Annotated in this window: 21 protein-coding genes; 14 read left to right on the plus strand and 7 right to left on the minus strand. The window is 69.4% G+C overall.

Annotated features, from left to right (window positions below; all coding sequences use genetic code 11):
* The first annotated feature begins 12 nt into the window (after window positions 1–12).
* The 7 genes from RALTA_RS23085 to RALTA_RS23115 all read left to right on the plus strand — a co-directional run bounded on the left by RALTA_RS23085 (window position 13) and on the right by RALTA_RS23115 (window position 4,890).
* Entirely contained in the window at window positions 13–513 is a 501-nt protein-coding gene (locus RALTA_RS23085) for a carboxymuconolactone decarboxylase family protein (protein ID WP_012356359.1), read from the plus strand.
* Window positions 510–971 (plus strand): GNAT family N-acetyltransferase, encoded by a 462-nt coding sequence (locus RALTA_RS23090; RefSeq protein ID WP_012356360.1) that lies wholly within the window; start codon window positions 510–512, stop codon window positions 969–971. Before RALTA_RS23085 ends, RALTA_RS23090 begins: the two co-directional genes overlap by 4 nt.
* Window positions 968–1,585: an FMN-dependent NADH-azoreductase gene (locus tag RALTA_RS23095; RefSeq protein ID WP_012356361.1), complete on the plus strand. Its 618-nt coding sequence runs from the start codon at window positions 968–970 to the stop codon at window positions 1,583–1,585. Before RALTA_RS23090 ends, RALTA_RS23095 begins: the two co-directional genes overlap by 4 nt.
* 119 nt (window positions 1,586–1,704) lie before the next feature.
* A complete protein-coding gene (locus RALTA_RS23100) occupies window positions 1,705–2,592 on the plus strand; it encodes a LysR family transcriptional regulator (protein ID WP_012356362.1) in 888 nt (295 codons plus the stop codon).
* A gap of 66 nt (window positions 2,593–2,658) precedes the next feature.
* Entirely contained in the window at window positions 2,659–3,774 is a 1,116-nt protein-coding gene (locus RALTA_RS23105; protein WP_012356363.1) for an NAD(P)H-dependent flavin oxidoreductase, read from the plus strand.
* Between the two features lie 169 nt (window positions 3,775–3,943).
* Window positions 3,944–4,294: a hypothetical protein gene (locus tag RALTA_RS23110; protein WP_012356364.1), complete on the plus strand. Its 351-nt coding sequence runs from the start codon at window positions 3,944–3,946 to the stop codon at window positions 4,292–4,294.
* Between the two features lie 11 nt (window positions 4,295–4,305).
* Window positions 4,306–4,890 (plus strand): methyltransferase domain-containing protein, encoded by a 585-nt coding sequence (locus tag RALTA_RS23115; RefSeq protein WP_012356365.1) that lies wholly within the window; start codon window positions 4,306–4,308, stop codon window positions 4,888–4,890.
* A gap of 263 nt (window positions 4,891–5,153) precedes the next feature.
* Here the strand turns inward: RALTA_RS23115 and RALTA_RS23120 are convergent, their stop codons facing one another.
* The 4 genes from RALTA_RS23120 to RALTA_RS23135 all read right to left on the minus strand — a co-directional run bounded on the left by RALTA_RS23120 (window position 5,154) and on the right by RALTA_RS23135 (window position 11,552).
* Complete coding sequence (locus tag RALTA_RS23120; RefSeq protein ID WP_012356366.1) at window positions 5,154–8,270, minus strand: efflux RND transporter permease subunit; 3,117 nt, start codon at window positions 8,268–8,270, stop codon at window positions 5,154–5,156.
* Between the two features lie 6 nt (window positions 8,271–8,276).
* On the minus strand, window positions 8,277–9,437 hold the full coding sequence (locus RALTA_RS23125; RefSeq protein WP_012356367.1) for an efflux RND transporter periplasmic adaptor subunit: 1,161 nt from the start codon (window positions 9,435–9,437) through the stop codon (window positions 8,277–8,279).
* A gap of 2 nt (window positions 9,438–9,439) precedes the next feature.
* Window positions 9,440–10,888: a TolC family protein gene (locus RALTA_RS23130; protein ID WP_041232587.1), complete on the minus strand. Its 1,449-nt coding sequence runs from the start codon at window positions 10,886–10,888 to the stop codon at window positions 9,440–9,442.
* Between the two features lie 217 nt (window positions 10,889–11,105).
* Window positions 11,106–11,552, minus strand: coding sequence for a hypothetical protein (locus RALTA_RS23135; protein ID WP_012356369.1), 447 nt, complete (start codon window positions 11,550–11,552; stop codon window positions 11,106–11,108).
* A 274-nt stretch (window positions 11,553–11,826) separates the two neighbouring features.
* On the opposite strand from RALTA_RS23135, the gene RALTA_RS23140 reads away from it, so the two are divergent.
* Window positions 11,827–12,057 (plus strand): hypothetical protein, encoded by a 231-nt coding sequence (locus tag RALTA_RS23140; RefSeq protein WP_041232797.1) that lies wholly within the window; start codon window positions 11,827–11,829, stop codon window positions 12,055–12,057.
* Entirely contained in the window at window positions 12,050–12,409 is a 360-nt protein-coding gene (locus RALTA_RS23145; protein WP_012356371.1) for a type II toxin-antitoxin system PemK/MazF family toxin, read from the plus strand. Before RALTA_RS23140 ends, RALTA_RS23145 begins: the two co-directional genes overlap by 8 nt.
* Window positions 12,410–12,479: 70 nt before the next feature.
* On the opposite strand, the gene RALTA_RS23150 is transcribed toward RALTA_RS23145, so the two are convergent.
* The 3 genes from RALTA_RS23150 to RALTA_RS23160 form a co-directional block, all read right to left on the minus strand.
* Entirely contained in the window at window positions 12,480–14,102 is a 1,623-nt protein-coding gene (locus RALTA_RS23150) for a rhodanese-related sulfurtransferase (protein WP_012356372.1), read from the minus strand.
* Window positions 14,099–14,716: a cysteine dioxygenase family protein gene (locus RALTA_RS23155; RefSeq protein WP_012356373.1), complete on the minus strand. Its 618-nt coding sequence runs from the start codon at window positions 14,714–14,716 to the stop codon at window positions 14,099–14,101. Before RALTA_RS23155 ends, RALTA_RS23150 begins: the two co-directional genes overlap by 4 nt.
* Window positions 14,717–14,822: 106 nt before the next feature.
* Window positions 14,823–16,034: an acyl-CoA dehydrogenase family protein gene (locus RALTA_RS23160; protein ID WP_012356374.1), complete on the minus strand. Its 1,212-nt coding sequence runs from the start codon at window positions 16,032–16,034 to the stop codon at window positions 14,823–14,825.
* Window positions 16,035–16,228: 194 nt separating this feature from the next.
* Here RALTA_RS23160 and RALTA_RS23165 point away from each other — a divergent pair, with 194 nt between their 5' ends.
* Genes RALTA_RS23165 through RALTA_RS23185 form a run of 5 tightly spaced genes read left to right on the plus strand, consistent with a single transcriptional unit; the run spans window position 16,229 to window position 21,542 of the window.
* Window positions 16,229–17,326, plus strand: a complete 1,098-nt coding sequence (locus tag RALTA_RS23165) for an LLM class flavin-dependent oxidoreductase (protein WP_041232588.1) — start codon at window positions 16,229–16,231, stop codon at window positions 17,324–17,326.
* 45 nt (window positions 17,327–17,371) lie between these two features.
* Entirely contained in the window at window positions 17,372–18,388 is a 1,017-nt protein-coding gene (locus RALTA_RS23170; RefSeq protein WP_025584828.1) for an ABC transporter substrate-binding protein, read from the plus strand.
* Between the two features lie 4 nt (window positions 18,389–18,392).
* Window positions 18,393–19,454: an ABC transporter permease gene (locus RALTA_RS23175; protein ID WP_025584827.1), complete on the plus strand. Its 1,062-nt coding sequence runs from the start codon at window positions 18,393–18,395 to the stop codon at window positions 19,452–19,454.
* Entirely contained in the window at window positions 19,448–20,326 is an 879-nt protein-coding gene (locus tag RALTA_RS23180; RefSeq protein ID WP_193352071.1) for an ABC transporter ATP-binding protein, read from the plus strand. The genes RALTA_RS23175 and RALTA_RS23180 overlap by 7 nt, the downstream gene beginning before the upstream one ends.
* 40 nt (window positions 20,327–20,366) lie before the next feature.
* Complete coding sequence (locus RALTA_RS23185; protein ID WP_012356379.1) at window positions 20,367–21,542, plus strand: c-type cytochrome; 1,176 nt, start codon at window positions 20,367–20,369, stop codon at window positions 21,540–21,542.
* Window positions 21,543–21,558: the final 16 nt, after the last annotated feature.

Genomic DNA, 21,558 nt, shown 5'->3' on the forward strand with positions numbered 1-21,558 from the left:
AGGAGACCCGCAATGCCGGATCCGCATGCCAGCATGACGTTCGAATCGTTCACGCGCGCCGCGCCCGCGGTGTACGCGGCCCTGCGCGCGCTCGGCACCGCCGTGGATGACTCGGGGCTCGACAAGCGCTTGACCGAGCTGGTCAAGGTGCGCGTCTCGCAGCTCAACGGCTGCGCCTTCTGCCTGCAGTTCCACCTGAACCTGGCGCGCCGGCATGGCGTGGACGCGCGCAAGCTGGATCTGGTCGCGGTCTGGCGCGAAGCCGGCGTCCATTCCGCGCGCGAGCAGGCGGCGCTGGGCTGGGCCGAGGCCTTGACCGTGCTGGGCGCCAGCGCGGGGGCCGGCGCGGAACACGCCCGTCAGCAGGCGCTGGCCCGGGTGCGCGAGCATTTCAGCGAGAGCGAGATCCCTTTCCTGGCCGCTTCGATCGCAGCAATCCAGGCATGGAACCGGATTGCGGCCGGCCTGCAGTTCCCGCCGCCGCCCGCCGAACCCGCACGGAGCGCCGCATGAACACCGCCACCATTCCGCACACCGGACTCCGGCATGCCGAACATGACACCGAAGTGGCCGCCTGTTTTGCGCTGATGCGGCAATTGCGTCCGCACCTGGCATCGGCCGAGGAACTGGTGGCGCGCTGGCGCCGCCAGGCCGCGACGGGCTATCGCCTGCTGGTGCTATGGGACCACGGCAAGCCGGTGGCACTGGCCGGCTGGCGCCTGCAGGAAAACCTGGTCCGCGGCATCCACGCCTATGTCGACGACCTCGTCACCGACGCGAACGCGCGCAGCAGCGGCTACGGGCAACAGGTGATGGACCGGCTGAAACACGAGGCGCGCCAGGCCGGCTGCCGCACGCTGGTCCTCGATACGCCACTCGCCAACGTGCTCGGCCACCGCTTCTACTACCGCAACGACCTGCTGGCGAGCGCGCTCCATTTCCATTTCCCCCTGGAGGACAACCACCGATGACTACCTTGCTTCACCTCAGCGTCAGCAGCCGCGGCGAGGCCTCTGGCAGCCGGCAGGCCGCCGCGCGCCTGCTCGGCCAGATCGGCGCTGGCCCGCTGCGCGTGATCGCGCGCGACCTGGCCGAGCAGCCGCTGCCGCACCCGGATCGCGCCCACGTCGAAGCCAGCCTGATGCCGCCCGAGCAGCGCGGCCCGGCCGAGCATGCGGCGCTGGCGCTGTCGGAAACGCTGATCGCCGAACTGGAATCGGCCGACGCCGTGCTGATCTCGACGCCGATGCATAACTTCACCGTGCCGTCGGCGCTCAAGGCCTGGATCGACCTGGTGGTGCGGCCCAACCGCACCTTCCAGAATACGCCGGCCGGCAAGGTCGGCATGCTGGCGAACCGGCCGGTGCTGGCGGTGGTCACGTGCGGCGGCCCGTTCCGCGAAGGGCCGGGCAGCCAGCAGGATTTCCTGTCGCCATACCTCAAGTATGTGTTTGCGGCGATCGGCATCACTCAGGTCGAAGTGATGCGCCTGGAACGCATGAACTGGGGTCCGGACTTTGCGCAAATGGCGCTGGACAGCGTGCGGGTACCGGCGGGCTGGCCGCGGGAGATGGCACCCGCCTGACGCGGCGGAGCCGGCGCGGCGCCCCACGATATTCTCATGGAAAGATTGTTCGCTTTGTTATATTCTCCAATCGAGAATATCGAGACAACCTCCTTTCCCCCTGCCGCGCCCGACCGCCGATGGAACTGGCCGAACTTGAAATCTTCCGCGCCGTAGCTACGGAGCAAAGCATCACCCGCGCCGCGCGCCTGCTGGACCGGGTGCAGTCCAACGTCACCACGCGCGTCAAGCAGCTGGAAGAGGCGCTTGGCGTGGCGCTGTTCCAGCGCGACAGCAAGCGCATGCTGCTGACACCCGAGGGTCACCGGCTGCTCGCCTATGCCAACCAGATGCTGGCGCTGGCCGAAGAAGCGCGGCAGTCGGTGCAGGGCGCCGCGCCGTCGGGTCGCCTGCGCATCGGCACCATGGAAAGCGCCGCCGCCAATCGCCTGCCGATGCCGCTGGCGCGCTTCCACGCGGCCTGGCCCGGCGTGGAAATCGAGATCCGCACCGGCACCACGCGCGCGCTGGTCGACGCCGTGCTCGACCACCGGCTCGATTGCGCCGTGGTGGCGCATCCCGGCGAAGGGCCGGCGCGCGCGGCCGACATGGACGAACTGGCTCCCGGCCTGGAAGGTACCTACCTGTTCACCGAGCACCTGCAGCTGGTGCTGCCCGGCAGCCACCCCAAGGCGCGCGGGCCGCAGGACGTCGCGTTGCGCCGCCTGGCCGCCTTCCCCAAGGGCTGCACCTACCGCCAGTGCGCGGAAGACTGGCTGGCGCAGGGCACCGACGACATGCGCCAGCGCCTGGCTATCACCGAGATGCCGTCGTACCACGCCATGCTGGCGTGCGTCAGCGCCGGCACGGCAATGGCCATCCTCCCGCGCTCGCTGCTGGCGCTGCACCGTGACGCGGTCGACGTGCAGACCGTGCCGGTGCGCGCGGTGCACACGTATATCGTCAAGCGTGCCGGCTATGCCACGCACGCCTGCGACGCCTTCGTGCGCGAACTGCGCGATGGCTGACCCTGCCGTCCCCTCTCCACCCATCGCCGCACCATCGCCCTCGACCCCGCAAAAAGGAGCGCCAAATTGACCCACGCCACCTCCGCCGCTGACCGCCTGCCCCTGTTGCGCAAGCTTGGCATCCGCACACCCATCATCCAGGCCCCCATGGCCGGTGTCAGCACGACCGCGCTGGCCGCGGCCGTCACCAATGCCGGCGGGCTCGGTTCGCTCGGCGTTGGTGCCATGGATGCCGAGGCCGCGCGCAAGGCCATCCGCGAGACCCGCGCGCTGACCAGTGGCCCGTTCAACGTCAATGTGTTCTGCCATGCGCCGGCCGTCGCCGATGCCGCGCGCGAGCAGGCATGGCTGGCCTACCTCGCTCCGCGCTTTGCCGAATTCGGCGCCACCCCGCCCGCAACGCTGCGCGAGATCTACCGCAGCTACGTCACCGACGAAGCCATGCACGCGATGCTGCTGGAAGAACGCCCGGCCGTGGTCAGCTTCCATTTCGGGCTGCCCGATGCGGGGCGGATCCGCGCGCTGCGCGACGCCGGCATCGTGCTGCTGGCCAGCGCCACCTCGCTCGATGAAGCGCGTGCCATCGAGGCGGCCGGCATCGACGCGATCGTCGCGCAGGGCATCGAGGCCGGCGGCCATCGCGGCGTGTTCGACCCCTCCGCCGTCGACGAGGGACTGGGCACCTTCGCGCTGGTACGCGTGCTGTCGACCCAGACCCGCCTGCCGGTGATCGCCGCGGGCGGCATCATGGACGGTGCCGGCATTGCCGCGGCGCTGGCGCTCGGCGCACAGGCCGCGCAGCTTGGCACCGCCTTTATCGCCTGCCCCGAAACCGTCGCCGACGGCCCCTACCGCGAGGCACTGCTGCAGGCGCGCAAGCCGACCGTGCTGACCCGGGCCATTTCCGGCCGCCATGCGCGCGGCCTGGCCAACCGCTTTACCGAGCTGGGTGCCGCCGCCAGCGCGCCCGCCACGCCCGACTACCCGATCGCCTACGACGCCGGCAAGGCCCTGCATGCCGCCGCCAAGGCGCGTGGCAGCGCAGACTTTGCCGCGCATTGGGCCGGCCAGGCCGCGCCGCTGGCGCGCGCGTTGCCCGCGGCGGAACTGGTCGCGGCGCTGGCCGGCGAACTTGCCGCCAGTGTGCGCGCGCTGGGCACGCTGGCGGAAACGCTCGGATAAGCGGTTTCGGACAGCGCCGTTTTGCCGCGTCTTACAACAGGTTAAAAATGGGGACTCTTACAAGCCGCGGTTACAAAGCTAACAAGTCGGCCCGGGGCCCGAAACACCTTGATCGCCGGTTTGCGTCCATCATTCAGGAACACAAGCTGTGCATGACAAGGAGTTAGCAATGCGCCCCTCCACCCGCATCGTCGCCGCGGCGGTCCTGGCCGCGACCCTGGTAGCCGCCGGCTCCGCTTCCGCGCGCGGCCGGTACCACCACCATGGCGGCTCGAACGCCGGCGCAGTGCTGGCGGTCGGCGCGCTCGCCGGCCTGGCGCTGGGCGCCATGCTGGCCTCGGGACCGGTGGTGGCGGCACCCGTGGCCCCGCCGCCCGTCACCTATGCCCCCGCGCCGGTCTCATACGCGGCGCCGGCGGTACCGCCGGGCTACTGCTACCGCGACTACGACCGCGCCTACGTGCCGTGCGGCCCGCAGCCTTCCGGCTACTACCGCGAGGCACCGTACTACGGTTACTGAGGCCTGACGCCATGCCGGTCGACCGCGACTATTTCGCCGGCCTGTACGGCCGCAATGAAGATCCCTGGGGCATCGGCACGCGCTGGTACGAAGCGCGCAAGCGCGCCCTGCTGCTGGCCACGTTGCCGCGCGAGCGCTTCGCCCGCGCCTTCGAACCCGGCTGCGGCGGCGGCCACCTGAGCGTGGCGCTGGCGCCGCGCTGCGATGCGCTGGTAGCGATGGAGCTGGCCGAGAGCGCTGCCGAGCAGGCGCGGCAACGGCTGGCACCGTTCCCGCAGGCATGCGTGCTGACCGGCGAATTGCCACAGCAATGGCCGGAAGGCAGCTTTGACCTGATGGTGTTTTCCGAACTGGGCTACTACTTTCCCAAACCCGACTGGCACGAAGTCGCGGCAATGGCCGCGCGCACGCTGGCCGACGACGGCGTGATCGTCGCCTGCCATTTCCGGCATCCGTTCGCCGAGCAGCAGATCACCGCGCAGGCGGTGCACGAAGCCATCGGCGCGCAACGGGGGCTGTACCGGCATATCCGGCACGAGGAACCGGATTTCGTGCTGGAACTTTGGACAAGGCAGCTGGAGATGCGGCTGGCGTAGATCCACCACGGAAAAGAAAAACGCCCCATGCAAGCAGCGACTTGCATGGGGCGTTGTCTTTGGAGCAATTGCCAGGCACACCGGTCCTTGATCGACCGCTTGCGTACTCCCTCTCCCGCTTGCGGGAGAGGGTTGGGGAGAGGGCCGGTGTATCGACGAAGTGATGCGCGTCGGTATGCCAGTGCCTGCCCTCTCCCCCGGCCCCTCTCCCGCAGGCGGGAGAGGGGAGCAAACAAGCGGTCGATTCAGATCAGCGAGACCGCTTATACCGGCACATCCCTGGTCGGATCCGGCTTGCGGTCATCGAACCAGCGGTACAGCGTCGGCACCATCACCAGCGTCAGCAGCGTCGAGGTGATCAGCCCGCCGATCACCACCACCGCCAGCGGCCGCTGCACTTCAGAGCCGGGACCGGTCGAGAACAGGAACGGCACCAGGCCCAGCATGGCGATGGTCGCCGTCATCATCACCGGACGGAAACGCTGCGTCGCGCCCTGCACCACCGCCTCGTCGAGCGACAGGCCGGAATCGCGCAGCGTGCGGATGTACGACACCAGCACCACCCCGTTCAGCACCGCCATGCCCCACAGCGCGATAAAGCCCACCGACGCCGGCACCGACAGGTATTCGCCGGTGACGAACAGCCCGATGATGCCGCCGATCGATGCGAACGGCAGCACCGTGATGATCAGCGTGGCAAAGCGCAGCGAGTTGAACAGCAGGAACAGCAGGAAGAAGATCGCGGCAATGGTGACCGGCACGATGATCTTCAGGTGGCCCATGGCGCGTTCCATGTTCTGGAACTGGCCGCCCCACTCGAGGTAATAGCCCTCGGGCAGCTTCACCTTGGCGTCCGCGGCCTGCTGCAGTTCGGCGACGAAGCCGCCGAGGTCGCGGTCCTTCACGTTGATCATCACCACCACGCGGCGCTTGGCCATTTCTCGGCTGATCTGCGCCGGGCCGTCATTGACTTCGATCCTGGCCACGCTCTGCAGCGGCACCTGCGTCCCGTCCGGCGTGTTCACCAGCAGCTGGCGGATCGACTGCACGTTGTTGCGGAACTCTTCCGGCAGGCGCACGGCCGCCGCGAAGCGGCGCTCGCCTTCGAAGATGTCCGTGGCGCGCTTGCCGCCGATGGCGATCTCGATCACGTCATGGATGTCCGACACGTTGAGGCCATAGCGCGCGATCGCCTGGCGGTCGATCTCGATGGACAGGTACTGCTGGCCCGACACGCGCTCGATGCGGATGTCCTGCGAGCCCTGGATGCCGCCGGCGACGCGGGCGATCTCGCCCGCCAGTTCGCGCAGCTTGTCCAGGTCATCGCCGAACACCTTCACCGCCACGTCGGAACGCACGCCGCTGACCATCTCGTCGACGCGGTCCGAAATCGGCTGCGCCATCACGATCTGCACGCCCGGAATGGCCTTGAGCTTTTCGCGGATGGCATTGGCGATATCGTCCTGGGTCCAGCCGTCGGGCCATTCGTCGCGGTCCTTCAGGCTGGCGATCGGGGTCGATTCGTTCTGGCCCTGCGGGTCGGCCGGGCTTTCGCCGCGGCCCACGCCCGACACCACCGACTTCACGCCCGGCACGCTCAGCACCAGCTTGTTGGCTTCCTTCTCCAGCTTGATCGACTCTTCCAGCGAGATGTTGGGCACACGGTCGATCGCCGGCACGATCGAGCCTTCCTTCATCTCCGGAATGAACGAGGTACCCAGCAGCGGCACGATCAGCAACGTGGCGATGAACGCCGCAACAGCGCTGAGCACGGTCTTGCGGCTGTTTCCCAGCGCCCAGTGCAGCAGGCGCAGGTAATGACGCTTCATGAAGGCGATCAGGAACGTGTCATGCTCGGCACCGCCCTTGAGCAGATATGACGACAGCACCGGCGACAGCGTCAGCGACAGGAACAGCGAGATCGCCAGCGCAATCGAGATGGTGAACGCCAGCGGCGCGAACATCTTGCCTTCCATGCCCGACAGCGTCATCAGCGGCAGGAACACCAGGATGATGATGCCCACGCCGACGATCACCGGCGTGGCCACTTCCTGTACGGCCTTGACCAGGATCTCGGTCTTGGTCAGTCCTGGCTCCTTGTGGCCGAGCCGCTCGAACGCGTTCTCCACCACCACCACCGAGCCGTCGACCATCAGGCCGATGGCGATCGCCAGCCCTCCGAGCGACATCAGGTTGGCCGACAGCCCCGCCTGGTTCATCACCATGAACGTCAGCAATGGCGTCAGCACCAGCGTGGCCAGCACGATGATCGACGAACGCACGTCGCCCAGGAACAGGAACAGCACGATCACCACCAGCACCACGCCTTCGAGCAGCACCTTGGTCACGGTCCACAGCGCCGCGTCGACCAGTTCGCTGCGGTCGTAGTACGGCACGATCTGCAGCTTGCCCGGCAGCATGCCGCGCTCGTTGATCTCGGCGACGCGGGCCTTGACGCGGCTGACCACTTCCTTGGCATTGCCGCCGCGCATCATCATGACGATGCCGCCGACCGCCTCGGTCTGGCCGTTCTTGACCAGCGCGCCCTGGCGCACCTCATGGCCGATGGTGACATTGGCCACATCGCGCAGGTAGACCGGCGTACCGTTGACTTCTTTCAGCACGATGCTGCCGAGGTCCTCGACGCCCTTGGCCAGGCCGACGCCGCGGATCAGGTACTGCTCGGCATAGTGCGGCAGCACGCCACCGCCGGAGTTGGCGTTGTTGCGCGCCAGCGCCTCGTAGACCTGCTGGATCGACACGCCGTAATGGCGCATGCGCTCCGGGTTGACCAGCGCCTGGTACTGGCGCACATAACCGCCCTGCGAGTTGATCTCGGCCACGCCGGGAATCGAGCGCAGCAGCGGGCGCACCACCCAGTCCTGGGCGATGCGGCGCTCGGCCAGCTCTTCCTGGGTCAGTTCGCGGTTGCCGTCGTCGGCGCGGTCCAGCGTGTACTGGTAGACCTCGCCCAGGCCGGTCGAGACCGGCCCCAGCACGGGCGTGACGCCCTCGGGCATGCGCCCGCCCACTTCGATCAGGCGCTCCATCACCAGCTGGCGCGCGAAGTACACGTCGGTGGCATCGGTGAACACCAGCGTGATCAGCGACAGGCCGGCCTTGTTCAGCGAGCGCATTTCTTCCAGCCCGGGCAGGCCGGTCATGGCCATTTCCACCGGCACGGTGACAAAGCGCTCCACTTCCTCGGGCGAGCGGCCCGCGGCTTCGGTGGCGATCTGCACCTGCACGTTGGTCACGTCCGGGAACGCATCCACCGACAGCTTGGTGGCAGCGCGCAGGCCGAAGAAGAACAGCACCACGGCAAGGACGCACACCACCAGCCGCTGCTTGATGGCGGCTTCGACTAGGGATTTCATCATGGCCGGTTACCCTTGTTCGAGGCGCTTGCGCTCGTTGTCCAGGTGGAAGGCGCCCTCGACCACAATGCGGTCGCCGGCCTTCACGCCGTTCTGGACCACGCGCATGCCGTCGCTCTCGGCGCCCAGCTTGACGCGGGTCAGGCGGTATTTGTTGCCCGGCATCTCGACATAGACCATCTCGTCATTGCCGTCGCGCACCACCGCTGCCGCCGGCACCACCAGCTGGTCGACCGGCTTGCCCGCAATCAGCATGCTCGCCAGCATGGCGGGCTTGAGCCGCCCTTCGCGGTTCTCCAGCTCGGTGCGGACCAGCACCGTGCGCGATTGCGGATTGACCGTGCGGCCCACGTAGATCAGCTTGCCGGTAATGGTCTGGCGCCCGGCGCCGTTGGCCAGCGACGGCACCTCGATCTCCACGCTCTGGCCCTCGGCCACCTGCGCGGCCTGCTGCTCGGGCACCTCGGCCACCACCCAGACCCGCGACAGGTCCGCCACGGTGTAGAGCGCGTCGGCGGGCTGCACCACCTGGCCTTGCGCCACGTTGCGCTCGACCACGGTGCCGCTGATGCTGGAATACACCGGCGAATGCGAGTTGATGCTGCCGCTCCTGGCCAGCTGGGCGATTGAGCTTGCCGACATGCCCAGCACGCGCAGCTGGTCGCGGTAGGCGCGCATCTCGGCCGAGGCGATCGCCAGCTCGCTTTCGCGGCGCTGCAGTTCGCCGCGGCCGATCACGTCGGCGGCAAACAGCTGGCGCGCGCGCTCGGCATTTCGGCCTTGCAGCTCGGTCTGGGCTTCGCTTTTCAGGAACGCCATCTGCGCCGCGCCCAGCTCGCTGCTGTGCAGGCGCGCCAGCACCTGGCCGGCCTTCACTTCCTGGCCCAGCGTGGCATACAGGTCGGTCACGCGGCCGGTCACGCTGGCGCCGATGCGCGACACGCGCTGCTCGTCGAAATCAATGCGGCCGGCCACGCGCAGCATCTCGCTGAACGGGGAGGTGGCCACGGGGGCCACCTTCAGGCCCTTTTGCAGGTTGCCCTCTGGCTGGATCACGCCGGGCGGCAGCTTGGGCGCTTCGGCCACCGGCTCAGGTTTGTCGGAACAGGCCGCCAGGCTGAACGTCAGGACGGCGGCGGCCGTCAGCGAAAGCAGGAAATTGGGACGCATGGTTATTTCTGTTCGATGTTGGACGTCGGCTGCAGGCCCGGCGCGGCGGTGGCGCCCGGGGCAGTCGACATAAGCTTTTCGATCTGGATCGCGGCCAGCTGCAGGTCGTACTGCGCGGCGATCAGCTCATTGCGCGCGCCACGCAGCACGCGCTGGGCATCGAGGTAGTCCAGGATGCCGCGCTCGCCGAAGCGGTAGGCGGCTTCGGCCACGCCCAGCGCCGACTCGGCCTCGCGCACGATGCCGGACTCCAGCGCCGTTACCTGCGCCTGGTTGATCTCGTACTGGCGGTAGGCCGCTTCCAGTTCCTGCGTCAGCTCGAACTCGCGCATCTCCAGCGCGCTGCGCGCCTGCGTGGCCTGCGCCGTGGCTTCGCCCACCGGACCGCTGCGGCGGTCCCACAGCGGGATGGTCAGGATCACGCCGATCTGCGAGACGTTGTTGTCAGGCTGGCGGTCGGTGCTGGCACGCAGTGCCACTTCCGGCCAGCGCAGCGACTTCTGGTAGTCCACGCCCAACTGCGCGCGCTCCAGCTCGGTGCGGCGCTGGACCAGTTCGGCGTTGCCGGCGATCATGGTGTCGCGCAGTGCCTGCAGCGGCGGCACGTCGGGCGACTGGCCCAGCGTGCCCGCCAGCGAAAACTGCCCCGGCATGGCGCCGCCCACCTGCTGGCGCAGCGCGGCCTTGGCCTGGTTCACGCGCAGCTCGGCGGTCTGCTGGCTCTTCTGCGACGCCAGCAGTTCGGTCTCGGCCTTGATCAGCTCGTAGCGCGGGGCCTCGCCCACCTCCACGCGCAGGCGCGCGCGGGAATGGATCTGGCGCATCATCGCCAGGTCTTCCTCGGCCGCGTGCAGCTCGCTCTCGCGGCGCAGCACGTCGTAGTAGGCGGTCTTCACGCGCGCCGCGAGGTCGGCCCGGAAGCCCTGCCGCACCGCTTGCGACGATTCCAGCCCGCGGGTCGCCATGGCCTCGCGCAGGCTGCGCTGGTGCGGGTAATCGAACTTCTGCACCACCGCATAGCTGGGCGCGTTGCCACTGGTCACGCCCGGCTGCTTGCCTGACAGGCGGCCGTACATCACCTCGACCTGCGGATTCGGATAGGCGCGGGCGCTGCTGATGGCGGCGCTGGCGGCGTCGACGTTGGCCTCGGCGGCAGCCACGCCCTTGTTGGTGGACTGGGCCAGGTCGAGCAACTGGGGCAGCGAGTAGGCGGGGCCGGCCGGGGCGGCGGCGGCAGGAGCGGTTTTCGGTACGGCGGCGGCCGCCAGGATGGCGGCGCCCGGCAGCGGCGCGGCAGCCGGCTTGGACAGCGGTGCGCGGGGCGCGGGCGCGGCACCGGCCAGGTCCGATGCCTTCGCGGTGGTTCCACCTTGGGCGCCGGCCTGGGCCGGGGCCGCGGCAAGCGTCATCAGCGAAAGCGACGCGATCAGGGTCAGCTTGGTTGTTGTCATGAGTCGGGAAAGCAAGCGGTACGTCTGCCTCCCGCCACGCTGCCGCCCGCCCCGGGTGACGACGTCAAGGGGACGCAATCACGGCAGGACGCACGACGGCGTCGGCATGCCCGCGCGGTCAGGCGGCAGGCAGGCTGGCGAGATCAGGCAAAGGGGCGCGGCCCGCGGCGGGGCGGCTGCATGCGGCAGCGCGCACGATGCGGGCGCAGGAAAGCGGTCAGGCGAGGAATATGGGCGGCCGGAAAAAGGCCGAAGGCGGCGGATCGGCGCGGCCTGGCGGGAGCTGGGCCACGTCGCCGGTGGGCAGCAGCAGCTTCACCGGGGGCAATGCAATCAGCGCGCTGGATTCTTCGATCTCGTCGAGCAGGTCGAGCGGATCGAGCAGGTCGGCCGACCAGATATTGCAGTACCCGGGGGGCGGGTCGTCGCAGATATCGTCGTCGTTCAGCCCGTCATCGCCGGGCACCACGAGCCGGCCCAGATCGTCGACAGGCTGGGCCGCCGCCATGTCGATCAGGTCCACGCCCGCCTGCTGCACTCCCGGCATGGCCGCGCGCGCGTCCGCCGCTGCTCCAAAGGAGAGCAGCGACAGGCACATGGCAGTCAGCAGCAGGAACAACAGTCGCATTGGATCGGGGGCAGTGGCGGCATCGGCTGGGGCCATGGGTGTTGCGGGGCGCCAGGGATGCTGCAGGACAGCATTGTAACTGAACGATTACGATTGACAGGGAATCGTTACGTTCGTTCCCTTGCTGCAGAGAGATCACGCGCCTTTCAGGTCTTTCAGATTTGTCCCGTGCCTTCCTATTGCCCGCCCCGCTAGGCTTTCCGGATCCTTGAGCCCGGGGACCAGGAGCGGACCGTCTGCAATTTTGTAATACAGGAACAGGTGACAAATGAGCGCTATACTCGCGTATTACCCATTGTCGGAGCCACTTATGCAAGGCACGACCCTGTCATTCCGCGCAGGCGAAGACCTGGCGGAGCAAACCCGCGCGCTGGCCATGGCGGCAGGGCAGAAAACGTCGGACTACATCCGCGACGCCGTTCGCGAGAAGAATGAGCGCGAGATGGCCAACCGTATTGCGATGCTGTCCCGCAAGTTATCGGGGAAGCACCTCGCTGCCAACGAAGAGATGGACGGCGCGGCCGGAGACGGCCTTGATTGAACTGAAGCGGGGACAGATCTGGGAGGTCGATCTCAACCCCCAGACCCACCGGGAAGAGCCGGCCAAGCGCAACCGGCCAGCGCTGGTATTGCAGACCGACCTGCTCAACGACGCCGGGCATCCAACCACCATTGTCGTACCCGGGACATCGCAGATCGAAATCGAGGATTGCTTTCCGCTGCGCGTGGCGCTGGGCAAGCTGCCGGGCCTGGCCTGTGAAACGGACCTGTTGATCGACCAGGTCCGCGCAATCTCCAATCGCCGTTTCCTGGGCAGCCGCCCGGTGGCGACGCTGGCGGCCAATCACCTGCGCAAGGTGGAAGAGGCCATGCGCCTGCTGCTGCGGCTCTAGGCCTTGCAGCGATGCAGAACGGCTGCGTCGCTGCATGATATGCAGCGTCACTGCATATCATGCAGCCGCCCTACACCACCCTGAACCCATGCGTCCCGTCGCGCTCCAGCTGCGCGATCAGGCCGAATTCCCAGTCCAGGTAGCCCTGCATCGCCTCGCGCGGGTTGTCGGTGCCTTCATAGGGGCGGCGATAGCGGTCGGTGCGGTCCGAGGCCAGCCGCGTCTCGCCACTCTCCAGCGGCAGCCCTGCGCCGATCCACGCCTGCGTGCCGCCTTCCAGCACCAACACCTCCGCATCGGTCAGGCGCCGCAGGTCGGCGGCGGCAAAGCGCGCCAGCAGGCTGGTGCCGCAGGTGAGCACGTAGCGCCGCGGCCGCGGGATGCGGGCCAGCGCGTCGGCCAGCTGGGCGCGAATGACAAAATACGCGCCCGGGATATGGCGCTTGACGTAGTTGGCGCTGGTGGTGAAATCCAGCACGGCGGTGCTGCCGTCGCCGGCATCCAGCCACGCGGCCAGCTGCGCCGTGCCGACGCTGGCTACCGGCGCCGGCGCTGGCCCCTGCGCGGACACCGCACCGGTTTCGCTGCGCGCCGATGCAGCCACCGGTTCCAACACCCACACCTCCCAGCCCATCTGCGCCAGCCAGGATCCCGTCATGCCGGCCCGCACGTCGTCATCGTCCGCCAGCACGATGCGCGCGCCGCGCACCGGCGCGCTGTGGTCGGTCTCCTGCACCAGCTGCCCGCCCGGCGCGTTGGCGAAGCCCGGCAGGTGGCCGTCGGCGAATTCCTCGGGCGTGCGCACATCGAAGCGGTACACGGTGCGACCGGGCGCCTGCAGCGTGTCCAGCTGCGCCAGCGCAATGCGCCGCACGCCGGCCCTGTCGGCGATCTCGCGCGCGCCGCGGCGGGCGCTGTCGCGATTGGCGTCGCTGACCGCGGCCGGGGCGCGGCGGCTGGCGCCATGGTCCAGTTGCTGGCCGGCCAGGGTCCAGCCGATGGTGCCGTTGCGCAGCGCCGCCACCGGGTTGGGGATCCCCGCGTTCACCAGCGATTGCGTGCCGATGATGCTGCGCGTGCGGCCCGCACAGTTGACGATCACGCGCGTGCGCGGATCGGGGGCGAGCTCGCGCACGCGCAGCACCAGCTCGGCGCCCGGCACGCTGGTGGCGGTGGGGATGCTCATGGTCTGGTACTCGTCGAAGCGGCGCGCGTCGACGATCACCACGTCGGCCCGGCTGTCGATCAGTGCCTGCACTTCCTCGGCCGCCAGCGACGGCGTATGGCGCGCGGCTTCCACCACTTCGCCGAACGACTTGCTCGGCACGTTGACGTCGCGGAACACCTCGCCGCCGCCGTCGATCCACGCACGCAGCCCGCCTTCCAGCAGATGCACGCGGGTATAGCCCAGCCCTTGCAGCACCGCCGCCGCGCGTGGCGCCAGGTCAGTGCCGGCATGCTCGCCGTAGACCACGACCAGCGTATCGCGACGCGGGATGCGCGCCCACGCGTCCAGCTCCAGCCGCGACAGCGGGAAGTTGGCGGCCCACAGCGGGTGCGCCTGCGCGAAGGGATCTTCCTCGCGCACGTCGATCAGCGCAATCTCTTCGCGGTTGCGCAGGGCGTTGCGCACGGCCTCGGGCGAAACCGTCGGAAAGGCCGGCGCGGCCGGCGTAGCGGGTACGGTGCTCATGACTGGGCAAGTTCGCGGGAACGGTCCCACGGGTTGGGCAGGGTCTGGTTGGAATAGCCGGAGACAAAGGGCTTGCGGGTGCCGTCCTCGGCGTAGACCGAGCGGCGCACCGCGCCGATATTGGCGCCGTAGACATGGATGCTGACCGAGACGCGGTCGTCGTAGACGTTGTTGACGCGGTGGATATCGCCCACGGACGGCGACACGGCTTCCACCTGCCCGGGCAGCAGGCGCACGCTCGCGCCGCTCGCGACCGGGCGCCCGGCGGCATCGAGCGCGAAGGCTTGCGCGTCTTCGGCGCCGCGCAGCATGCCGATCAGGCCCCATACAGTGTGGTCGTGAATCGGCGTGCGCTGGCCCGGCCCCCAGACAAAGCTGACGATGGAGAAGCGCTCGGCGGAATCGCAATGCAGCAGGTGCTGCTGGTAGTACTCGGGGTGCGGCCGGGCCCACGCTTCGGGCAGCCAGTCATCGCGCGCCACCAGCTTTGCCAGCAAGGCCCCGCCTTCACGCAGGATGCGGGGCTCGTCGGGATGCTGGTCGAGCAGCGTGGCCAGGCCGGTGATGAAATCGCGCAGCGGCGCCAGCGCGTCGGGATCGGGGGAACTGCCCATGGGAATGCTCCGGAGTGTCTCGTTGTGGTTGCCGGCGGGGGCCGGCCATGCGGCCCTCTGCGGGGCGCTGGCCCTGCAAACATAGCACGGCAGGCGCGGCAGCGCTTTACATGCCAAGCTGCGCGCGCCCGGCGGCGAGCAGGATCGAATCGTTCTGCGGCGTATGGATGCGGCTGCACAACACGTCGCGATAGTGGCGCTCGAGCGGGTGGTTGCGGCTCAGCCCATGGTTGCCCGACAGCTGCAGCGCCAGTTCCGCCGCGCGGATGGCATTGCCGGTCACGGTGAATTTCAGCAGGCCGCTGTCGGCGATGGCCGGCGGCTCGCCCGCGTCGGTGCGCGCCGCGGCATCGTCGAGCAACACCTGGTTGACCCGCAGCAGCGCGGCGATCTCGCCGACGGCCTCCTGCACGCGCGGCAGCGTGGCCAGCGGCGCGCCGAGGCTGCCGGGCGCGCGCTCGCGCACGAAGTCATTGAGCCAGGCCGACGCCGCGCGCGCCACCGCGTCATACAGGCTGCCCAGCAGCACCACCATCCAGGCCTGCTGGTCGGCGTTGGCGTCGAGGTCCGCCTGGCTGGCGCCGGCCGGCGCCCACGCCGAGGGCGGACGGATATCGACCGCGTGGTCCGGCGGAATCCAGACATTGTCGAGCACGGTCTCGTGGCTGCCGGAGGCACGCAGGCCCAGGTGGTTCCAGTTCTCGACGATGCGCACGCCGGCGATGCCGGCGGCGGGCCCAGGCACCAGGAACACACCCACGCGCGGCTGGACTTCGTCCGTGCGCGCCCACACCGCAAGCCAGCGCAAGGCGGGGATGCCGGTGCTGTACAGCTTGCGGCCGCTGACGCGCCAGCCGTCGGCCACGCGCGTCGCCACCGTGGCCGGCAGGCCGCCGCGCGCGGGCGAGCCCAGCTGCGGTTCCACGCGCAGCGAATTGATCAGCGCGCCCTCCTGTACGGCGCTGGCGAAGACCTGTTCGCGCAGCGCCGCCGGCCAGTGCGAATCGGCGCGGGCGATGGCGCGGTGCTGCAGATAGGTCATGGTCAGCACCAGCGCGGTCGCGGCGTCGCCGCCGGCCAGCGCGGCCACGATGCGGCGCGCCTGCGCCAGGCCCGCCCCGCCGCCGCCGTGCGCGCGCGGCACCACCTGCGCGATCAGGCCATGGGCATGCAGCTGCGCAAAGTTGTCGTGCGGGAAGCTGGCCGCGGCATCGTGCGCGCCGGCATCGCCGGCAAAGCGCGCGGACAGCGCGGCCAGCACCTCGCCAAGGCGCGCATCGCTGCCGGGCAGCCGGCGCAGGGCAGACGTCGAAGACATGGAACAGGACTCCGGAAAAAAATCAGCGCGCGGTGCGCATCGAATGCCGCCTAGCGTAGCGCCGTCGTAGCCCGGCGAAAACGATGCTTATTGAATATGGAGCGTCGTTTTTATTCGTTAGCGCAGCCGCGCCGCTGTCGTACTTTCTGCCTCAGCCCCAATCCAATCCGACACCGACTTCCAGGAGAACGCATATGAGCGTCGATTTCATCGGCATGATCCAGAGCCAGAAGCAATCCGAAATCCATCCGCCCTCAGGTCCGGTGATCGATCGCGACTACGTGCGCGCGTTTGCCCAGGCGCATGAACAGGCCGGCTTCGACCGCATCCTGGTGCCGCACCACTCCACCGGGCCATCGGCGACGCTGACCATCGCCTACGCCGCCAGCGTGACCGAGCGCATCCATTTCATGCTGGCGCACCGCCCCGGCTTTACCGCGCCGACGCTGGCCGCGCGCCAGATTGCCACGCTCGACCAGTTCAGCGGCGGCCGCCTGGGCGTGCATGTGATCTCCGGCGGCTCGGACAGCGAGCAGCAGCGCGATGGCGACTTCCTCGACCACGACCAGCGCTATGCGCGTACCGACGAGTACCTGCACATCCTGCGCCGCATCTGGACCGAGACCACGCCGTTCGACCACGAAGGGGAGTTCTACCGCTTTACCCAGGGCTTCTCGGAGGTCAAGCCGGCGCAGCAGCCACACGTGCCGGTCTATTTCGGCGGCGCCTCGGCCGCCGCGCTGGCGGTCGCCGGCAAGCATGCCGACGTCTACGCGCTGTGGGGCGAGTCGCTCGACCAGGTGCGCGAGCTGACCGCGCGCGTGCGCGCCGAAGCCGCGCGGCACGGCCGCACGGTGCGCTTCTCGGTATCGTTCCGCCCTATCCTGGCCGATACCGAGGACAAGGCCTGGGCCCGCGCCGACCGCATCCTCGAACGCACCCGCGCACTGCGCGTACAGGCCGGCTACAGCCGCGGCGGGCCGCAGCAAAGCGAGGGGGCGCGCCGCCTGCTGGCGGCGGCCGAGCGGGGCGACCGCGTCGACCAGCGCCTGTGGACCGCGATCGCGCGCGAGACCGGCGGTCGCTCCAACTCCACCGCGCTGGTCGGCACGCCCGAGCAGGTCGCGCAGGCGCTGCTGGCCTACTACGAGCTGGGCGTCACCACCTTCCTGGTCCGCGGCTTCGATCCGCTGGAAGACGCCATCGACTACGGCCGCGAGCTGATCCCGCGCGTGCGCGCCCTGGTGGCGCAGCACGACGCCGCACAAGGGGCGCAGCGCCAGGCTGCCTGAGTGCAACCACTCCACTGCACCACAACACCAAGACGGGAATCCCATATGAGCCAGAACCACAGCAACCATGCCGACCCGCGCCGACGCCGCGTATTGCGGCTTGCCGGCGCCGCGGCGGTGGCCGCCCCGGCGCTGATCCTGGGCCGGCAGGCCTGGTCAGCGCCGCGCAAGCTGACCTTTGCCTGGAACCAGAATTCCTTTTGCCTGACGCCGGTGGTGGTGGCGCAGGAGAAAGGCTTCTTCGAGAAGAACGGCCTGCAGGTCGACCTGATCAACTACAGCGGCTCGACCGACCAGTTGCTGGAATCGATCGCAACGGGCAAGGCCGACGCCGCGGTCGGCATGATCCACCGCTGGCTCAAGCCGCTCGAAGCCGGCTTCGACGTCAAGATCATCGGCAGCTCGCACGGCGGCTGCGTGCGGCTGGTGGGATCGAAGGCCGCGGGCGTCACCACGCTGCAGCAACTGAAGGGCAAGACCGTCGGCGTCAGCGACCTGGCGGCGCCGGGCAAGCACTTCTTCACCATCCTGCTGGCCAAGCACGGCATCGACCCGGACAAGGACGTCACCTGGCGCCAGTACCCGGCCGACCTGCTGGGCGTGGCGGTCGACAAGGGCGAGATCCAGGCCATCGCCGACGGCGACCCCAATCTTTACCTGCTGGAAAAGCGCACCAACGGCGCCTACGTGGAACTGGCCACCAACCTCACCGGCGAGTACGCGCGCAAGGTCTGCTGCGTGGTCGGCGCGCGCGGCGAACTGGTGCGCAACGACCGCCCCGCGGCGACATCGCTGGCGCGCGCCATCGTGCAGGCCACCGACTATGTCAACGAGAATCCCAACGAAGCCGCGAAGGTGTTTGCCAGGTACTCGCCCAAGATCAATCCGGACGACCTGCGCAAGCTCTACGCCACGCTGACCTACACCCACCACCCCACCGGCGTCGACCTGCGCGACGAGATCGCGTTCTATGCCGACGATTTCCGCCGCATCGGCGTGCTGAAGAAGTCCACCGATGCCAAACGCCTGGCGCAGCACGTCTACGCCAACGTGCTGGGGTAATGCCATGACCACAAGCCAAAGCGCGCTCGAGCCCGGTCTCGGGCGCCCGTCCTCCGCTGCGCCCGCAGCGTACGCAAGCGACGCCGCATCCCGCCACGCCAGCCCGGTGTGGGCCACTGGCATCCTCGCCGCGCTGGCGTGGGCGGCGTTTGGTGCGCTGACGTGGCAATGGCCCAACCAGGCAGTGGGCTTCAGCGACTGGGCGTATACCGCGGAGCTTGGCATCGCGGCATTGGCGGGCGCGGCCGTGCTCGCCGTGGTGGCGCTGGCCGGCCAGCGCGCCCGGACAGCGCAACGTCCACTGGCCGCGTTGCGCGCTGCGGGGCCGTGGCTGGTGGCGCTGCCCGTCGCGCTGTCGGCCTGGGAAATCCTGACCGCCAAGACCGCGATCCTGCCCACGCCGTTCTTCGCGCCGCCGCAGGCGCTGATCGAGGTGTATGCGGACGACTGGCCGCGGCTGGGCGAGAGTGCGCTGAACACACTGAAGCTGCTCGGGCTGGGCGTCGGGTATGGCGGTCTGGCGGGCTTTCTGGTGGGCGTGTCGATCGGCTGGTCGCGGCGCATCGGCTACTGGGTGCATCCGGTGCTGCGCGTGCTGGGGCCGCTGCCCTCGACTGCGCTGCTGCCGCTGACGTTCTACTTCTTCCCGTCGAGCTATTCCGCCGCGGTGTTCCTGATCGCGCTGGCCACGGCGTTCCCGGTCGCGGTGCTGACCTGGTCGGGCGTGGCCGGCGTCAACAAGAGCTATTACGACGTGGCACGCACGCTGGGCGCCTCGGGCTGGTTCCTGGTGCTGCGCGTGGCGATCCCCGCGGCGCTGCCGCAGGTATTCGTTGGCCTCTTCATGGGCCTCGGCGCTTCATTCTCGGTGCTGGTCACCGCGGAAATGATGGGCGTAAAGTCGGGCCTCGGCTGGTACCTGACCTGGGCCCAGGGCTGGGCCTCGTACGTGAACATGTATGCGGCGCTGATCGTGATGGCGCTGCTGTTCTCGGGCGTGATTACGCTGCTGTTCGCCGCGCGCGACCGCGTGCTGTCGTGGCAGAAGGGGACGGTGAAATGGTGAGTGTGGTGGAGCGGTTGAAAGCCTCGGGGTCCTTTCCGCGCTTGAAGAAGGCTCCCCTCTCCCGCAAGCGAGAGAACGGAGTTGACGCGGCGGGCAGCGAAGACTCGGGCGTACTGGCCGGCGCCCGTATCGATATCCGGCAGGTCAGCCACTGGTTCGGTCATGGCAACGAGCGGCTGCAGGTTCTTGACGATGTCAGCCTCAACGTCGCGCCGGGGGAATTCGTCGCCCTGCTAGGCCCCAGCGGCTGCGGCAAGTCCACGCTGCTGCGGCTGGTCGCGGGCCTGGACCAGCCCACCTCCGGCGAAATCCTGCAGGACGGCGTGCCCATTGCGCAGCCGGATCCTTCGCGCATCGTGGTGTTCCAGGATCCCACACTGTATCCGTGGCGCCGCGTATGGGACAACGTCGCGCTCGGTCTGCAGGCACAGGGCATCCTCGCGCAGCAGCGCCATCGCGTCGACGACGCGCTGCGCCGGGTCGGGCTGGAATCGTTCGCGCGCGCTTTCCCGCACCAGTTGTCCGGCGGCATGGCGCAGCGCGTGGCGCTGGCGCGCGCGCTGGTCAACGATCCGCGGCTGCTGGTGCTGGACGAGCCGCTGGGCAAGCTCGATTCGCTGACGCGGCTGGCCATGCAGAGCGACCTGGTAGAGCTGTGGCAGCGCTCGCGCTTCTCGGCACTGCTGGTCACGCACGACGTGGAAGAGGCGCTGTTCCTGGCGCAGCGCGTCATCGTCTTCAGCCAGCGCCCCGCGCGCATTGCCGCCGAAATCCGGGTCGACCTGCCCTATCCACGCCATCGCGGCGACCCGCGGCTGACCGCGTTGCGCCATGAGGCGCTGCGTCACCTGGGGCTCGACGCCAGCTGGTAATGGCAGGCATGGCGCCGTACTCTTCCACGCGGACCGCCCGATGAGCGGCCCGCCGCCGCAGGCATGGCTGAATGCGCTGCTGGTGCTGATCGAGGCGCTGCAGCGCGGCCTGCTTGCGCTGTGGCATGCGCTGGGCCTGACCGGCGACAGCCATGGCCAGCCCGCCTGGCCGTGGACATGGCGCGTGGCCGGCGAGACCCTGCTGATCGACCTCGGCCTGGCACGCCAGCTCGGCCTGACTCTGTGCGCGCTGGCCGTTGCCGTGCTCGCCGTGGCGTTGGCCCTGGCCTGGCGCCGCCGCCGCGGCGTGCTGCTCGCCGCCGGTGCGCTGGCACTGGTGGCTGCGCCGTGGCCCAGCGTATCGCTGCTGTTCGTGCCGGCCGCGCCCACCAGCTTTCACACCAGCCCGGCGCGTTTTTCCGTCGACACCATTGCCCTCGGCGCGCGCGTCTATGCCCAGCATTGCGCCGCCTGCCACGGCACCGACGGACGCGGCGAAGGGCCGCTCGCCGCCAGCCTGGCGGTATGGCCGCCGACGCTGGCCGGCCCGCTGCTGGCGCGGCGCGCCGACGGCGAGCTGTTCTGGCACGTGCTGGCCGGCATGCGCGACCGGCACGGGCAGCCCACCATGCCCGCCTTCCGTGACCGGCTTGGCGACGGCGAGGCCTGGGCCGTGATCGATTACATGAAGGCGCTGTCGGCCGGCAGCGGCAGCGCCGGCAACTGGCCGGTGCCGCTGCAGCTGCCCGAGATGGCGGTCCGCTGCGCCGGCGCCGCGCCAGTGGCCCTGTCCGCATGGCGCGGTGGGCAGCGCGTGCGGCTGGTGGCCGTCGACGGCGCCAGCGCGCTGCCGTTCGAAGATCCCCGCTTCCTGACCGTGCTGGTCACGGCCGACGGCCGCCCGCCGGCGCAGGTGCCGCGCTTCCGGGCCGGCTGCACTGCGGCCTCCGCGCATGCCTGGCAGGCCGTCGCGGCAATCTCCGGCCAGGCGCCCGCCCGCCTGGCCGGCACGCAACTGCTAGCCGACCGCGCCGGCTGGCTGCGTGCCCGCGGCACCCCGGGCCGGGCCTGGTCCGACGCAGACCTCGTCTGCGTCTCCGGCCCGGCGGCCGGCAGCCAACGCGCCCCCTCCCCCGGCGCAGACGGCCTTACGGCGCTGTTGCTGCGCATGGACGACGAGCCGGTGCGCTTCGTCAAGGGCGGCTTCGTCCACTGAGCTGCCCGCGCGTGGG

It is taken from the genome of Cupriavidus taiwanensis LMG 19424 (assembly GCF_000069785.1).
Classification (GTDB): Bacteria; Pseudomonadota; Gammaproteobacteria; order Burkholderiales; family Burkholderiaceae; genus Cupriavidus; species Cupriavidus taiwanensis.

Bases quoted from the DNA above. Each gene is read 5' to 3' on its own strand.
- RALTA_RS23085 (WP_012356359.1), top strand. From the start codon at position 13: ATGCCGGATCCGCATGCCAGCATGACGTTCGAATCGTTCACGCGCGCC.
- RALTA_RS23165 (WP_041232588.1), top strand. From the start codon at position 16,229: ATGAGCGTCGATTTCATCGGCATGATCCAGAGCCAGAAGCAATCCGAA.
- RALTA_RS23180 (WP_193352071.1), top strand. From the start codon at position 19,448: ATGGTGAGTGTGGTGGAGCGGTTGAAAGCCTCGGGGTCCTTTCCGCGC.
- RALTA_RS23170 (WP_025584828.1), top strand. From the start codon at position 17,372: ATGAGCCAGAACCACAGCAACCATGCCGACCCGCGCCGACGCCGCGTA.
- RALTA_RS23160 (WP_012356374.1), bottom strand. From the start codon at position 16,034: ATGTCTTCGACGTCTGCCCTGCGCCGGCTGCCCGGCAGCGATGCGCGC.
- RALTA_RS23115 (WP_012356365.1), top strand. From the start codon at position 4,306: ATGCCGGTCGACCGCGACTATTTCGCCGGCCTGTACGGCCGCAATGAA.
- RALTA_RS23095 (WP_012356361.1), top strand. From the start codon at position 968: ATGACTACCTTGCTTCACCTCAGCGTCAGCAGCCGCGGCGAGGCCTCT.
- RALTA_RS23130 (WP_041232587.1), bottom strand. From the start codon at position 10,888: ATGACAACAACCAAGCTGACCCTGATCGCGTCGCTTTCGCTGATGACG.
- RALTA_RS23175 (WP_025584827.1), top strand. From the start codon at position 18,393: ATGACCACAAGCCAAAGCGCGCTCGAGCCCGGTCTCGGGCGCCCGTCC.
- RALTA_RS23135 (WP_012356369.1), bottom strand. From the start codon at position 11,552: ATGGCCCCAGCCGATGCCGCCACTGCCCCCGATCCAATGCGACTGTTG.
- RALTA_RS23125 (WP_012356367.1), bottom strand. From the start codon at position 9,437: ATGCGTCCCAATTTCCTGCTTTCGCTGACGGCCGCCGCCGTCCTGACG.
- RALTA_RS23120 (WP_012356366.1), bottom strand. From the start codon at position 8,270: ATGATGAAATCCCTAGTCGAAGCCGCCATCAAGCAGCGGCTGGTGGTG.
- RALTA_RS23155 (WP_012356373.1), bottom strand. From the start codon at position 14,716: ATGGGCAGTTCCCCCGATCCCGACGCGCTGGCGCCGCTGCGCGATTTC.
- RALTA_RS23110 (WP_012356364.1), top strand. From the start codon at position 3,944: ATGCGCCCCTCCACCCGCATCGTCGCCGCGGCGGTCCTGGCCGCGACC.
- RALTA_RS23140 (WP_041232797.1), top strand. From the start codon at position 11,827: ATGCAAGGCACGACCCTGTCATTCCGCGCAGGCGAAGACCTGGCGGAG.
- RALTA_RS23150 (WP_012356372.1), bottom strand. From the start codon at position 14,102: ATGAGCACCGTACCCGCTACGCCGGCCGCGCCGGCCTTTCCGACGGTT.
- RALTA_RS23100 (WP_012356362.1), top strand. From the start codon at position 1,705: ATGGAACTGGCCGAACTTGAAATCTTCCGCGCCGTAGCTACGGAGCAA.
- RALTA_RS23090 (WP_012356360.1), top strand. From the start codon at position 510: ATGAACACCGCCACCATTCCGCACACCGGACTCCGGCATGCCGAACAT.
- RALTA_RS23185 (WP_012356379.1), top strand. From the start codon at position 20,367: ATGAGCGGCCCGCCGCCGCAGGCATGGCTGAATGCGCTGCTGGTGCTG.